Source organism: Microbacterium sp. MEJ108Y (genome assembly GCF_000834175.1).
GTDB lineage: Bacteria > Actinomycetota > Actinomycetes > Actinomycetales > Microbacteriaceae > Microbacterium > Microbacterium forte.
Genome location: NZ_JXQX01000013.1, coordinates 21548 through 35123, shown reverse-complemented (window position 1 = coordinate 35123; position 13576 = coordinate 21548). Strand labels below are relative to the sequence as shown.

The following is a 13576-nucleotide window of genomic DNA, read 5'->3' as shown; positions in this document are numbered from 1 at the left end:
CTACTGCGTCACGTCTTCGCCGAAGTACTTGTCGCTGATCTCGGCCAGGGTGCCGTCTGCCCGCAGCTCTTCGAGCGCGCCGTCGACGGCCTCGACGAGGTCGGTCTTGTCCTTGGTGAACACGAACGCCTGCTCGCCCGCCTCCTCGGTCTCGGCGGCGATCTTCAGACCGGACGGGCTGTTGGTGGTCTCGTAGTCGAGGAAGGTCAGCTTGTCGTTGATGGTGGCGTCGACACGGCCCTGGCGGAGCAGCTCGACGGCCTGCGCCCAGCCCTCGACGCCCTCGACCGTGGCACCGGACTCGGTGGCCAGCTCATACCAGTTGCTGGTGAGGGACTGCGCGGTGGTCTTGCCTTCGAGGTCGTCGAACGACGAGATCGAGTCGTCGTCCTCGGCGACCACGATGACTCCTGGCGAGACGGTGTACGGAGTGCTGAACAGGTACTTCTCCTGCCGCTCCTCGTTGATGCTGACCTGGTTCGCGATGAGGTCGAAGCGTCCGGCGTCGAGGCCCGCGAAGATCGCGTCCCACTGGGTCTCCTGGAACTCGACCTCGAGGTCGAGCTTGTCGGCGACAGCCTGGATGATCTCGACGTCGAAGCCGGTGAGGTCACCCGTGCCGCCGTCGCCGTGGAAGCTGAACGGACGGTAGGTCCCTTCGGTGGCGACCGTGAGCACCCCGTCGTTGACGAGACTGAAGTCCGAGCCGGCCTCGTTCGAGCTGCTCTCAGCGGGGGTCGTGCTTCCACTGCAGGCGGTGAGTGCTGCTGCGGTGACGACCAGTGCGGTGACGGCGATGAGGCGACGGGACATGTGACCCTCCTGGGGTGCGATGAGGCGCGATTGCTGTGGCGCGGAACTCATTCACAGTACGCGGCATCCGACCCGCATCCCAACATCCGATGACGCTCGATGTCGTTCTGGATGCAGAAAGGCCCCCGCAGAATGCGGGGGCCTTTCCGGAATCACACTCAGATGGCGTTGACGTCCAGCGGGATGCCGGGGCCGAACGTGGTCGACACCGCACCCTTCTGGATGTAACGGCCCTTCGAGCTCGACGGCTTGAGGCGGACGATCTCCTCGAGCGCTGCGCCGATGTTCTCGTCGAGCTGCTCAGCCGAGAACGACGACTTGCCCACGACGAAGTGCACGTTGGCGTGCTTGTCGACGCGGAACTCGATCTTTCCGCCCTTGATCTCCTCGACGGCCTTGGCCGTGTTGGGGGTCACCGTGCCGGTCTTCGGGTTCGGCATGAGTCCACGCGGACCCAGGACCTTTCCGAGACGACCGACCTGGCCCATGAGCTCCGGGGTCGAGACGGCCGCGTCGAACGCGGTCCAGCCTGCGGCGACCTTCTCGATGAGCTCGGCGCCGCCGACCTCATCTGCACCTGCGGCGATCGCTGCCTCGGCCGCGGGGCCGGTGGCGAAGACGATGACGCGGGCGGTCTTGCCGGTGCCGTGGGGCAGGATGACGGTGCCGCGCACCATCTGGTCTGCCTTGCGGGGGTCGACTGCGAGCTTGAGCGCGACCTCGACGGTCGAGTCGAACTTCGACGAGCCGGTCTCCTTCGCGAGGGCGACTGCCTCGCTGGGAGTGTAGAAACGGTCTGCCTCGATCTTCTCGGCGGCAGCCTTGTAAGCCTTGGACTTCGTAGCCATGATTATTCTCCTCAGCCCTCGACCGTGATGCCCATGGAACGGGCGGTGCCGGCGATGATCTTCGAGGCAGCCTCGATGTCGTTAGCGTTCAGGTCGGCCTGCTTGGTCTCGGCGATCTGACGGACCTGGTCCTTGGTGATCTTCGCGACCTTGACCGTGTGAGGCGTCGACGAGCCCTTGGCCACGCCAGCGGCCTTCTTGATGAGCTCCGCGGCCGGCGGGGTCTTCAGGATGAACGTGAAGCTGCGGTCCTCGTAGACGGTGATCTCGACGGGGATGACGTTGCCGCGCTGCGACTCGGTCGCGGCGTTGTACGCCTTGCAGAACTCCATGATGTTGACGCCATGCTGACCGAGCGCGGGGCCGATCGGCGGCGCCGGGTTGGCTGCACCGGCGTTGATCTGAAGCTTGATCAGGCCGGTCACCTTCTTCTTCGGTGCCATATCCTCTTCCTTTCATCGAACGGATGCGGGTGCATCCGCTCTCCCGCGAACCCGGCATCTCCGGGCTGCGGTCGTCCGCGCGCACGCCGAAGCGGCACGCAAACCACACAAGTCTACCTGATCCGGAGGCATGCCTCCTACGCAGGAACGGCCGCCCCGGAATGGGACGGCCGTTCTCTGAGGCGTATGTCAGATCATCTTCGTGACCTGGTCGAACGACAGCTCGACCGGGGTCTCGCGCTCGAAGAGCGACACGAGCACGGTGAGCTTGCCGCTCTCGGGCTTGATCTCGCTGATCGAACCGGGAAGACCCGCGAACGAGCCCTCCTTGATCGTGATGGTCTCGCCGACCTCGAAGTCGACCTCGGCGGGAAGCGGACGAGCGACCGCGAGGCCGCCCTTCGACGCGATGTTCTTGGCCGTCGGGACGTCCTTGACCTCGACGAGCGACTTCAGCATGTTGAAGGCCTCTTCGAAGCGCAGCGGGGTCGGGTTGTGGGCGTTGCCCACGAAGCCGGTGACGCCGGGAGTGTGGCGCACGACCGACCAGGTGTCTTCCGTGAGCTCCATGCGCACGAGCACGTAGCCCGGGATGCGCACGCGGGTGACCATCTTGCGCTGGCCGTTCTTGATCTCGACCACGTCTTCCATCGGGACCTCGATCTGGTAGATCTCGTCCTCGACCTCGAGCGTCGACTTGCGCTGCTCGATGTTGGCCTTGACCTTGCGCTCGAATCCGGCGTACGAGTGGATGACGTACCACTTACCCGGAAGCATCCGGAGGTCCATGCGGAAGGCCTCGTACGGGTCTTCCTCGGCGTCGTCCTCGTCGGACTCGGCGTCGTCGCCAACGGCCGCGATGTCATCGTCGCCGTTGACGTCGGGTCCGTCGTACGGGGTGACCTCATCGGCCTCAGCAGCCTCGAGCTCGGCGGTCTCTTCCGCCACAGAGTCGTTGAGGACCTCGGCGGCAGCCTCAGACTCAGCCGCTTCGTCCAGGTTGAGAGCGTCGTTCACGATAGCGTCCGCCTCCGGGTCGTTGATGTCGATGTCGGTGTCGTCGTCCTGCACGTCGACGTCGTCGTCTCCGTCGACGTCCTCGATGTGGAGGGCGACATGTTCGGCCGAGGTGACCGACTGCTCCTCCGCAGCGAGCACGTTGCCCTCCTGGGCCTCGTCCTCTTCGCTGGACTGCTCGGCAGCCGTCGCCCAGTCGGCGTCGTCGGAATATCGTTCAGACACGTTGTTTCTTTCCAATCACTGCGGCCAGGGCCGCGAGGGCGTCAGGCGCCCGGGACCCCGAAGACGATGTGCGTCACCCAGGCGAACAGGGTGTCCAGTCCGTAGACGATGCCCATGACGATGAGAACGAAGACGAGCACCACTGCGGTGAACTTGACCAGCTCTTTGCGGGTCGGCGTGACGACCTTGCGCAGCTCTGCGATGACCTGACGGAAGAACAGGGCGATCCCTGCGAAGAAGCCCGCGATGCCACGCTTCTTCTCGCGGGTGGCGCCGGCCGCGACGACCTCGCCGCGCGGTTCGTCCTGATCCATCCTGAATGTACCTTTCGTGTGTCAGCGTGTGCTGACGCGCAGGGCGGACAGGAATCGAACCTGCAACCTGCGGTTTTGGAGACCGCTGCTCTGCCAATTGAGCTACCGCCCTAGAGACCGGGAGGTCTCGGGGTGTCGTCTCCATCCTGCCACCGCTGTCGGACCGGAAGGACCGGGCACGGCGAAAGAATGCAGACAACAACTGCTGGTCAAGCATACGGCATCCGCCGGTCGGTGCCGAACCGGGCCCGCTCTCGTCGTTGTTGTTAGGCTCGGCGAGCGGACGAAACGGGAGGGGGCGCAGTGAGCGCTGACGTGCAGCAGTTCCAGGTGGACCTGCGCGGTGTCGTCGACCTCCTGAGCCGCCACATCTACTCGAGCCCGCGCGTGTATCTGCGCGAGCTGCTGCAGAACGCCCGCGACGCCATCACGGCACGACGCGAGGTCGACGGCGGGGGCGGGAGCATCCGCATCACCGCGCTGACGGACGACTCCGGCGAGTTCGTGCTGCGAGACGACGGAGTGGGCCTGAACGCCGCCGAGGTGGGCGATCTGCTCGCCACGGTCGGACGCAGCTCGAAGCGCGACATCTTCGATCTCCCTCGCAGCGACTACCTGGGTCAGTTCGGCATCGGCCTGCTCAGCTGCTTCATGGTCGCCGATTCGATCGTGATCCGCTCGCGCAGCGCACGGGGCGGTTCGGCCGTCGAGTGGACGGGCAGCGCCGACGGCACCTTCCGCGTCGTGGAGATCGACGACGACCTGCCCGTCGGCACGAGCGTGCACCTCAAGCCCCGATTCGACGCCGACGAGCTGCTGCGCCCCGCAGCCGTGCGCGAACTGGCCACCGCCTTCGCCGAGTTCCTGCCCGTGCGGGTGACGCTCGAGTCCTCGAACGGCGACATCGACATCACGAGACGCGCGCCCTTCCTCGACGCCGTCGACGACATCGACAGCGCAGTGCAGTACGGACGCGACCTGCTGGGTGCCACTCCGCTCGACGCGATCGAGCTCAGCGAACCCGCCACGGGCACTCGAGGGCTCGCCTTCGTGCTCCCCTACGCTCCCCCACCGGGTGCCCGTCAGGCGACTCGCATGTACCTCGGCAGGATGCTGCTCGGCGAGCGGGTCGACGACGTGCTGCCCGAATGGGCCTTCTTCGTGCGGGCGGTCGTCGATTCGACCGGCCTCGCCCCGACGGCGAGCCGCGAGTCGCTCGTCGACGACGCGGCGCTCGAGCGCGTCCGCGAGCAGCTGGGCGCCGGCATCCGCCGCTGGGTGCTCGAGCTGGGGCTGCGCGAGCCGCACAGACTGGCCCAGTTCGTGGCGATCCACGAGGTCGGTCTGAAGTCTCTCGTGCGCCACGACGACGAGCTGGCGACGTTCATCACCCGGTGGCTCACCCTCGAGACGACGCACGGCACGATGCGCATCGGCGATCTCGTCGAGCGGTACCCGCACGTGCGCTACGCGCAGACGGTCGACGAGTTCCGCCAGGTCGCCGGCATCTCGCCCGGCTCCGAGGTCCTGGTCAACGGCGGCTACCTGTACGACGCAGACCTCGTGCGGATGCTGCCGGACCTCTACCCCCATGTCACGATCGAGCTCGTCGACGTCGCGGGTGAGCTCGACCGCCTCGACCCGCCGCCCCTCGACGACCGCGATGCCGCGATGGCGCTGGAGGAACGAGCGGGCCGCGTGCTGACGGCATCCGGATGCTCCGTCACGGTGCGTTCGATCGACCAGCCGGAGCTCGCAGCGCTCTACGTCGCCGATCCGGAGGTGCTGCGCCGGATCGACCGCGGTCGCACGAAAGGCATCACCGGATCGCTGTGGGGCGGCGTGCTCGATCGCATCGACTCGACCGTCGCGGCCTCCCGCGACGACGATCTGAGCGCGCGCCTCTGCCTGAACTGGTCGAACCGCGTCGTGCGGGCGCTCGTGCGCGTGCAGGACGACGCGGTGTTCGCCCGCACCGTGCAGCTGCTCTACATCCAGGCTCTGCTGGCCGGTCACCATCCGCTCTCCGACGCCGATCGTGCACTCATGACGACGGCGCTCTCCGACCTCGTGTCGCTGTCGGCCGGCATCGAAGAGGACTCGATCCCCTTCGATGACGCCGTCTGACCACAGCTCTGCCATCCGCTCCGTCCGAAGGATCCCCATGACACGTCCGAAGAAGCGCTTCACGCAGCTCATCGAGGAGATCGACCGCACTCCGTGGGGCCCTGCGGAGCAGGCGCTGGTGGCGGATGCCGTCGCACTCGCTGTCGAGCTCGGCGACGAGCGGCTCGAGTACGAGGCGCGGATGCGGCAGACCGCGTCGGCGAACATGAACGGCGCGACCGACGTGATGCTGAACTCCTTCGCGTGGTGCCTCGCCAGGCACGACGCCGACCCGCAGCGGTTCCCCGCCGATCTCGAGTACGGCGGCGCCGATCTGATGTGGCAGTTCAAGTGGATGGCCTCGTCCCTGCGTTCGTCTCCCGCCTTCTCCGTCGAGCAGATCGCGGCGGTGCTCGACGACATGGAGACGCACTACCGCACTGCCGGGCTCGGCATGAGCGGGGTGCTCACGGCCCGATTCGAGGACGCCTGGGACGCCGGGCGCATCGACGACGCCGAAGCGCTGCGCGTGCAGCTGGAAGCCACGCCCCGCGACGACCACAGCCACTGCGACGCGTGCGGGCGCAGCCAGTTCGCCGGGTTCTTCGCAGAGACCGATCGAGACGCCGAGGCCATCCGGCTCGTCGAGGAGATGCTCGAGGGCGGATTCTCATGCGGCGAGGAGCCGGAGCATGCGCTGTCGCGCGTGCTCGTGCCCTACCTGCGCGCCGGGCGCCTCGACGAGGCGAAGAGCGCGCATCTGCGCAGCTACCGTCTGGCGAAGGACAACCCCGACAACCTGCGCATCGTCGCGAACAACATCGTGTTCTCCGCCCTCACCGGCAACGAGGCCAGGGCGCTCGCCCAGGTCGAGCGCCATATCGCGTGGCTCGCGCACGACGGCCTCAACGTCGACGCGCATTTCGCGGCGCTGGCCGCATTCGCCTTCGCCCTCGACCGCGTCACCGCAGCAGGCCACGGCGACGCCCCGGTGCGCGGTGCCGACTCCCCCTCGCTCACCGCGTTCTTCGGCGAGCACGATGGGGCGTGGGGCGCAGCCGAACTCGCCGCCGCCGCATGGGGCGCTGCCGAGCGCATCGGCTCCCAGTTCGATCGCCGCGACGGCACCGAGGGCCACGCACGCAGCCTCGCCCGCATGCGCGCTCTCGCAGACGAGCACTACGACGTGCCGATCAGGTCGGACGCCTTCGCCACCACGCCGGACTCGGCCACGCCCGGCGATCCGGACGCCTGGTTCGACCGGGTCATGGATCTCGCCCAGTTCGGGGCGGAGCACGAGACGCTGCAGGCTCTGCCGCATGCCCTGGCGGTCGAGGACCCCTCGAAGGTCGCTCAGCTCATGTCGATGCGCCTCGGCATCCTCATCGCGCTCGATCGCGCCGACGAGGCCGCCGACCTGTTGCCGGCACGGATCGATGCCTTGCGCGCCGCCGGCCTCGATGCACAGGCCGATCTCGAGCAGCGCGTGGGTCTGGCGACCTTCGGGCTGAACACCGCCGATGCCGCAGCGGCGCTCGAGGACGAGCTCGCGAACGCCGAGTCCCTCCCGGCCTGGTCGCGGGGAGATGTCGCGATCAGCCGCGCCTCGCTGCACATGCAGGCCGACGAACCGGATGCGGCGCTCGACATGGCGGAGATCGCCGCCCGGGCGTTCGCCGACGCAGACGATGTGCGCCTCTCGAACACGACGACTCTCGTGGCCATCGCGGCGGTGCTGCAGAAGGGCGACATCGAGGCGGCATCCGCTCTGCTCGATCGCTTCCTGGCCCAGGACGATCTCAGCGTCGGTCACCGCGCCCAGGCCCTGCAGACGCGTGCCAGGGTGCGCGGAGGCAGCGACGACTACGCGCGTGGCGCGGCGGATGCCGATGAGGCGTCCCGGCTGCTCGCCGGGCTCGGCGCGACCACGGCGCTGGCAACGGCGCACCTGCTCGCCGGGGCGCTCTGGGAGGACGCCGGCGACCCCGAGAAGGCGGTCGCCCGCTACCGCGTCACCTCGCGTCTCGTCGCCCAGGAGGGCGGCGACCAGGCGGGGGCGGACTTCCGCCTCGCGCGGGCGATGCTCGCCGCGGGTGACGCCGAGGTGGCCGCCGAGCTGTTCGGTCAGGTGCTCGAGCGTGAGGAGCAGGCCGAGGTGCCTGCCGCTTCTCGGGCGATGACCGCATCGCTCCTCGCCCGCTCCCTGGGTTCGGCCGGCGAGTTCGGTCAGGCTGTCGGCGCGTACGGGTATGCGGCCGATCTCTTCGGTGAGGCGGAGGAACACGCCGATCAGGCCATGGCGTTGACCGAACGTGCGAAGATCCTCGCCCGATTCGACGAGCACGACGACGCGATCGAGTCGCTCGAAACGGCATCCGAGATCGTGCGCAAGGCCCCTGAGGCGGTCGGCGCCCTCGCCGACGTGCTGCACAACCTCGGGCAGGCCTACGGCGCGAAGCAGGACGACCGCGCCTTCGCCCTGTTCGACGAGGTCGCAGCGCTGGCTCAGGAGCACGAGGCGGGGTGGCTGCTCGCCGACGTGACCGATTCGCGAGGTCGGGTGCTCGCTCAGTTCGGACGGATCGACGAGGCTGTTGCCGCTGCTCTGACGGCAGCCGACGGATTCGCGGCGATCGGGGATGCGGGTTCGGCGGGCGGCTCCGAGCTGTTCGCCGCCCGCCTGCTCGCCGGCGACGACCGCGCGGCTGACGCCGTGCCGGTCTACCGCAGCGCGCTCGAGCACGCGGTGGAGCATGCGCCGCTGCGTCAGGTGTCGGCGCTCGAGCTCGGCAACGTGCTCGAGTCGCTCGGTCGCCAGGTCGAGGCAGCCGAGGTGCGCGCGCTCATCGAGAGCTAGGCGCGGGTTCGGAGCCTTCGCTTCGCCGCGGTTTCGACACCGTGGCAGCACCTCACCGCGAGCTGCCCGCTCGTCGGGAGGAGATCTTCCCCTCGGGAGGAGGAATCGGGCCGATTCCTCCTCCCCAAGAGGCGTTGTCCTCCCGAGCGCCCGAGGCTCAGAGGAACTGACGCCAGTTCGCGCGCGCGAGGTCGAGCAGTTCGTCTCCCTTGCCCGACATGACCGTGCGGATCGCGTACAGCGCGAAGCCCTTGACCTGCGCGGCCTCGATCGCCGGCGGCATCGACAGCTCCTGCCGCTCGGTGACGACATCGAGCAGCGCGGGGCCGTCGTGTGCGAGCACCTCGCGGACGGCATCCGGCAGATCCTCGCTGTTCTCGACGCGGCGGGCGAAGATTCCCATGGCCTCGGCGATCGCCGCGAAGCTCGGGTTGTCGAGCGCAGTGCCGTAGTTCACGAAACCGGCGGCCTTCATCTCGAGCTCGACGAAGTTCAACGACGAGTTGTTCACCACGATCGTCTTCACGGGCAGCTTGTTCTGCGTGAGCGTGAGCAGTTCGCCCAGCATCATCGCGAGCCCGCCGTCGCCGGCGAGTGCGATGACCTGTCGATCGGGATGCGAGACCTGCGCGCCGATGCCGTGCAGCAGGGCATTGGCCATCGATCCGTGCGTGAACGAGCCGATCAGACGTCGATTCTCGGTCATCGACAGATAGCGGGCGGCCCACACGGTCGGCGAGCCCACGTCGGCGGTGAACACCGCGTCATCTGCCGCCTGCTCATCGAGCAGTCGCGCGAGGTACTGCGGGTGGATCGGCCGACCGGCCTTCGTCGGTGTCGCGAGGTCGTCGAGCTTCGCCCTGGTCTTGCGATAGTGCGCGGTCGAGTCATCGAGGTGATCGCGGTCGCTCTTCTCCGCCAGCCTCGGCAGCAGTGCCTCGGCGGTGGCGCGGACATCACCGACCAGACCGAGATCGAGCGGATGCCGCTTGCCGAGCTGTGAGCCGCGGATGTCGACCTGGATGGTCGTCGCGTGCTCTGGATAGAACTGCTCGTACGGGAAGTCGCTGCCCAGCACGAGCAGCGTGTCAGCCGCCTCCATCGCCCGATAGCCGGAGGCGAAGCCGAGAAGGCCCGTCATTCCGACGTCGAACGGGTTGTCGTACTCGATGAACTCCTTGCCTCGGAGGGCGTGCACGATCGGCGCGCCGAGCCGATCGGCGAGTGCGATGACCTCATCGTGGGCGCCCTCGACACCCGCTCCGGCGAGGATCGTGGTCTTCTTCGAGGCATTGAGCAGTGTCGCCGCCCTGGCGAGCTCGTCGCCGCTCGGCACGATCACGGGGTGGGACCGCTCGATGACCACGGCTCGGTCGTCGGCGATCTCGGCCAGGGCGACGTCGCCGGGGATCACGAGCACCGCGACTCCGCGCTGCTCGATCGCCGCGCGCATCGCGATCTCGAGAAGGCGCGGCATCTGCTTGGGGTCTGCGACGTACTCGACATAGACGCTGCACTCGCGGAAGAGCTCTTGCGGGTGGGTCTCCTGGAAGTACCCCGTGCCGATCTCGGTCGTGGGGATGTGCGCCGCGATCGCGAGCACGGGGACTCGTGAGCGGTTGGCGTCGTAGAGGCCGTTGATCAGGTGCAGGTTGCCCGGTCCGCACGAGCCGGCGACGACGGCGAGGTCGCCCGTGAGCGCCGCATCCGCCGCCGCCGCGAAGGCCGCCGACTCCTCGTGCCGCACGTGCACCCAGCGGATGCCGCCGTCCTTTCGGAGGGCGTCGGTGAAGCCGTTGAGGGAATCACCCGGAAGGCCGTAGACACGGTCGATCCCGTTGGCGCGGAGGGTCTTGACGATGTTCGCTGCGACGGTTGCCATGCTTCCAACCTACGCCCGGGTGCGCATGCGGGCTCCGGCATCCGTCGAACCCCGGGCGCGTCAGGAACCGGGCACCGGGCGCACGAAGGGGCGGATGCCGCAGCATCCGCCCCTTCGTGCGGCGAGCGTCGCTCAGCCGATGCGGATGAGCTTCTTGTTGACGAACTCGTCGGCGGCGAGGTGGCCGAGTTCGCGCGAGGTGCCGCTGCGCTTGATGCCGCCGAACGGCAGCTCCGGGCTGTCGGCCAGCACGAGGTTGACGTAGACCATGCCCGCCTCGATGTTGTCGGCGACGCGCTCGGCCTGCTCGGCGTCGGTGGTGAAGACGTAAGACCCGAGACCGAAGGTCGTGTCGTTCGCGAGAGCGACGGCGGCGTCCTCGTCGGCGACCCGGTAGACGACCGCGGCGGGGCCGAAGAGCTCCTCACGGTAGACGTTCATCTCGGGCGTCACATCGGCCAGCACGGTCGGCGTGAAGAACGCTCCGTCGCGGGTTCCGCCGGTCAGCAGCGTCGCGCCCTGCTCGACGGCCTGGTCGATCTGCTTCTGCAGGTTTTCGGCCGCCGTCTCAGATGAGACGGGCCCGAGCACGGTGTCGTCGAGTGTCGGGTCCGAGGGCTGCACGGCCGCCATCGCAGCGGTGAACTTCTCGACGAACTCGTCGTACAGACCGTCGACGATGATGAAGCGCTTGGCGCCGTTGCACGCCTGTCCGTTGTTGTCGAGACGCGCGTCGACGCCGGCCTGCACCGTGGCGTCGAGGTCGTCGGTCGACAGCACGATGAAGGGGTCTGAGCCGCCCAGCTCAAGCGCGACCTTCTTGAGGTTGCGCCCGGCGATCTCGGCGACCGCGGCGCCTGCGCGCTCCGAGCCCGTGAGCGAGACGCCCTGCACGCGCGGGTCGGCGATCATGTCGGCGATCTGCTCGTTCGTCGCGAGCACGTTCTGGTAGGCGCCCTTCGGGAATCCGGCATCGTGGTAGATCGCCTCGATCGCGGTCGACGACTCGGGGCACTGCGGCGCGGGCTTCAGCAGGATCGTGTTGCCGACGATCAGGTTCGGCGCCGCGAAGCGGACGATCTGGTAGGCCGGGAAGTTCCACGGCATGATCCCGACGAGCGGTCCCAGCGACGACTTGCGGACGATCGCCGAGCCCTCTCCGAGGATGGCGATCGGCTGGTCGGCCATGATCGCCTCGGCCTGGTCTGCGTAGTACTCGGCGATGTCGGCGGCGAAGTCGACCTCTCCGAGTGCCGCCTCGCGCGGCTTGCCCATCTCGCGCACGAACACGTCGGCGAGCTGCTCGCGACGCTCGCGGTGCAGCTCCGCTGCACGACGGAGCAGCGCTGCGCGCTCAGCCACGGTCGAGGAACGCGACCAGTCGCGGTGCGCGGCGTCGGCGGCCGCGACCGCCTCCTCGATCTGCGCATCCGTGAACGTGTCGAAGGACGCCAGCGTCTCTCCGGTGGCGGGGTTGATGACGGCGTAATCGGTCATGTTCTTTTCCTCTCGTTCGGTTCCCGGTCGTCGAGCGAGGAGCGGAGCTCCGCCCGCCCGACGACCGAAAGGATCAGGAGATCGGGATCAGGGTGTACTTGGTCGACAGGTACTCGTGGATGCCCTCGAGACCGCCCTCGCGGCCGACGCCCGACTGCTTGACGCCGCCGAAGGGGGCAGCTGCATTCGACACGACACCGACGTTCAGACCCATCATGCCGGTCTCGAGCTTGTCGATCATCCGCTGCCCGCGCTGCAGGTTCTCGGTGAACACGTACGAGACGAGCCCGTACTCGGTGTCGTTCGCGAGGCGCACGGCGTCGTCCTCCGTCTCGAAGGTCGCGATCGCGAGCACCGGGCCGAAGATCTCCTCCCGAAGGATCGCGGAACCTGCGACCACGTCGGTGAGCACGGTCGGCTCGTAGAAGGTGCCGGTGCCCTCGAGCGCCTTGCCTCCGGCGAGCAGCGTTGCTCCGCGCTCGACGGCGTCATCGACGAGCTCGCCGGCCTTCGCGACGGCGTCTTCGTCGATGAGCGGCCCGATGGCCACGCCCTCTTCCGTGCCGCGGCCGATCTTCATCGCCTTCACGCGCTCGGTGACCTTGCGGGCGAACTCGTCGGCGACGTCCTGGTGCACGATGAAGCGGTTGGCGGCGGTGCAGGCCTGGCCGATGTTGCGGAACTTCGCGGCAAGCGCGCCGTCGACCGCCTTGTCGAGGTCGGCATCGTCGAAGACGACGAACGGGGCGTTGCCGCCGAGCTCCATCGACACGCGCAGCACGCCCTCGGCGGCCTGGGCGATGAGCTTGCGGCCCACCTCGGTCGAACCCGTGAATGACAGCTTGCGCAGACGCGGGTCGGCGATGATCGGGGCCGACAGCGCCGACGACTTCGACGTCTGCACCACGTTGACGACACCGGCGGGGAGGCCCGCCTTCTCGAGCAGCGAGGTGAAGAACATCGTCGTCAGCGGCGTGAGTGCCGGTGGCTTGATGACCACGGTGCAGCCGGCTGCGAGGGCAGGGGCGATCTTGCGCGTCGCCATCGCGAAGGGGAAGTTCCACGGCGTCACGAAGAACGAGGGGCCCACAGGACGCTGCGAGACGACCATGTGGCCGGTGCCCTCGGGATTGATGCCGTAGCGGCCGCTGATGCGCACCGCCTCCTCGCTGAACCACCGAAGGAACTCGCCGCCGTAGCCGACCTCTCCTCGTGCCTCGGCGAGCGGCTTGCCCATCTCGAGCGTCATCAGCAGCGCGAGGTCCTCCTTGTGCTCCTGCACGAGGTCGAACGCACGGCGCAGGATCTCGCTGCGGGTGCGCGGTGCGGTCGACGCCCACGAATCCTGCGCGGCGACGGCCGCATCCAGCGCACGGATGCCGTCGCCGGGGGTCGCATCCGCGATCGTGCGGATCACCTCTCCGGTCGCCGGGTCGATCACGTCGAACGTGCCGCCGGTCTCGCCGTCGATCCACTCTCCCCCGATGAAGAGGCCGGTGGGGATGCTGTCGAGCAGCGCCTGCTCAGTCTGAGTGCTCATGGAATCTCTTTCTGTGGGGAGGAAGGAATGCGGA

General features: G+C 68.2%; 10 protein-coding genes and 1 tRNA gene. 2 read left to right on the top strand and 9 right to left on the bottom strand.

The window, feature by feature from the left end; translation table 11 throughout:
* From RU09_RS08520 to RU09_RS08495, 6 genes are all read right to left on the bottom strand, one after another.
* The gene (locus RU09_RS08520) at positions 1-813 is read right to left on the bottom strand and encodes a transporter substrate-binding domain-containing protein (protein WP_042539553.1); all 813 of its coding nucleotides are present in this window, start codon (positions 811-813) and stop codon (positions 1-3) included.
* A 158-nt stretch (positions 814-971) separates the two neighbouring features.
* Positions 972-1661 carry a 50S ribosomal protein L1 gene (rplA, locus tag RU09_RS08515; protein WP_042539551.1) on the bottom strand — a complete coding sequence of 230 codons (690 nt, stop codon included), beginning with the start codon at positions 1659-1661 and terminating at the stop codon, positions 972-974.
* 11 nt (positions 1662-1672) lie between these two features.
* Positions 1673-2104 (bottom strand): 50S ribosomal protein L11, encoded by a 432-nt coding sequence (gene rplK, locus RU09_RS08510; protein ID WP_042539549.1) that lies wholly within the window; start codon positions 2102-2104, stop codon positions 1673-1675.
* Positions 2105-2293: 189 nt separating this feature from the next.
* Entirely contained in the window at positions 2294-3346 is a 1053-nt protein-coding gene (nusG, locus tag RU09_RS08505; RefSeq protein WP_042539547.1) for a transcription termination/antitermination protein NusG, read from the bottom strand.
* A gap of 41 nt (positions 3347-3387) precedes the next feature.
* Positions 3388-3660 (bottom strand): preprotein translocase subunit SecE, encoded by a 273-nt coding sequence (gene secE / locus RU09_RS08500; protein WP_042539545.1) that lies wholly within the window; start codon positions 3658-3660, stop codon positions 3388-3390.
* A 39-nt stretch (positions 3661-3699) separates the two neighbouring features.
* Positions 3700-3772 (bottom strand) — tRNA-Trp (locus tag RU09_RS08495).
* Between the two features lie 191 nt (positions 3773-3963).
* Between RU09_RS08495 and RU09_RS08490 the strand changes: the two genes are divergently transcribed.
* A complete protein-coding gene (locus RU09_RS08490; protein ID WP_042539543.1) occupies positions 3964-5787 on the top strand; it encodes an HSP90 family protein in 1824 nt (607 codons plus the stop codon).
* A 37-nt stretch (positions 5788-5824) separates the two neighbouring features.
* A complete protein-coding gene (locus RU09_RS08485; protein WP_042539541.1) occupies positions 5825-8623 on the top strand; it encodes a tetratricopeptide repeat protein in 2799 nt (932 codons plus the stop codon).
* Positions 8624-8780: 157 nt separating this feature from the next.
* Here the strand turns inward: RU09_RS08485 and poxB are convergent, their stop codons facing one another.
* From poxB to RU09_RS08470, 3 genes are all read right to left on the bottom strand, one after another.
* Positions 8781-10505, bottom strand: coding sequence for a ubiquinone-dependent pyruvate dehydrogenase (poxB, locus tag RU09_RS08480; protein WP_042539539.1), 1725 nt, complete (start codon positions 10503-10505; stop codon positions 8781-8783).
* Between the two features lie 132 nt (positions 10506-10637).
* Entirely contained in the window at positions 10638-12002 is a 1365-nt protein-coding gene (locus RU09_RS08475) for an NAD-dependent succinate-semialdehyde dehydrogenase (RefSeq protein WP_042539537.1), read from the bottom strand.
* Between the two features lie 73 nt (positions 12003-12075).
* Positions 12076-13542, bottom strand: coding sequence for an NAD-dependent succinate-semialdehyde dehydrogenase (locus tag RU09_RS08470; protein WP_042539535.1), 1467 nt, complete (start codon positions 13540-13542; stop codon positions 12076-12078).
* Between the last annotated feature and the right edge of the window lie 34 nt (positions 13543-13576).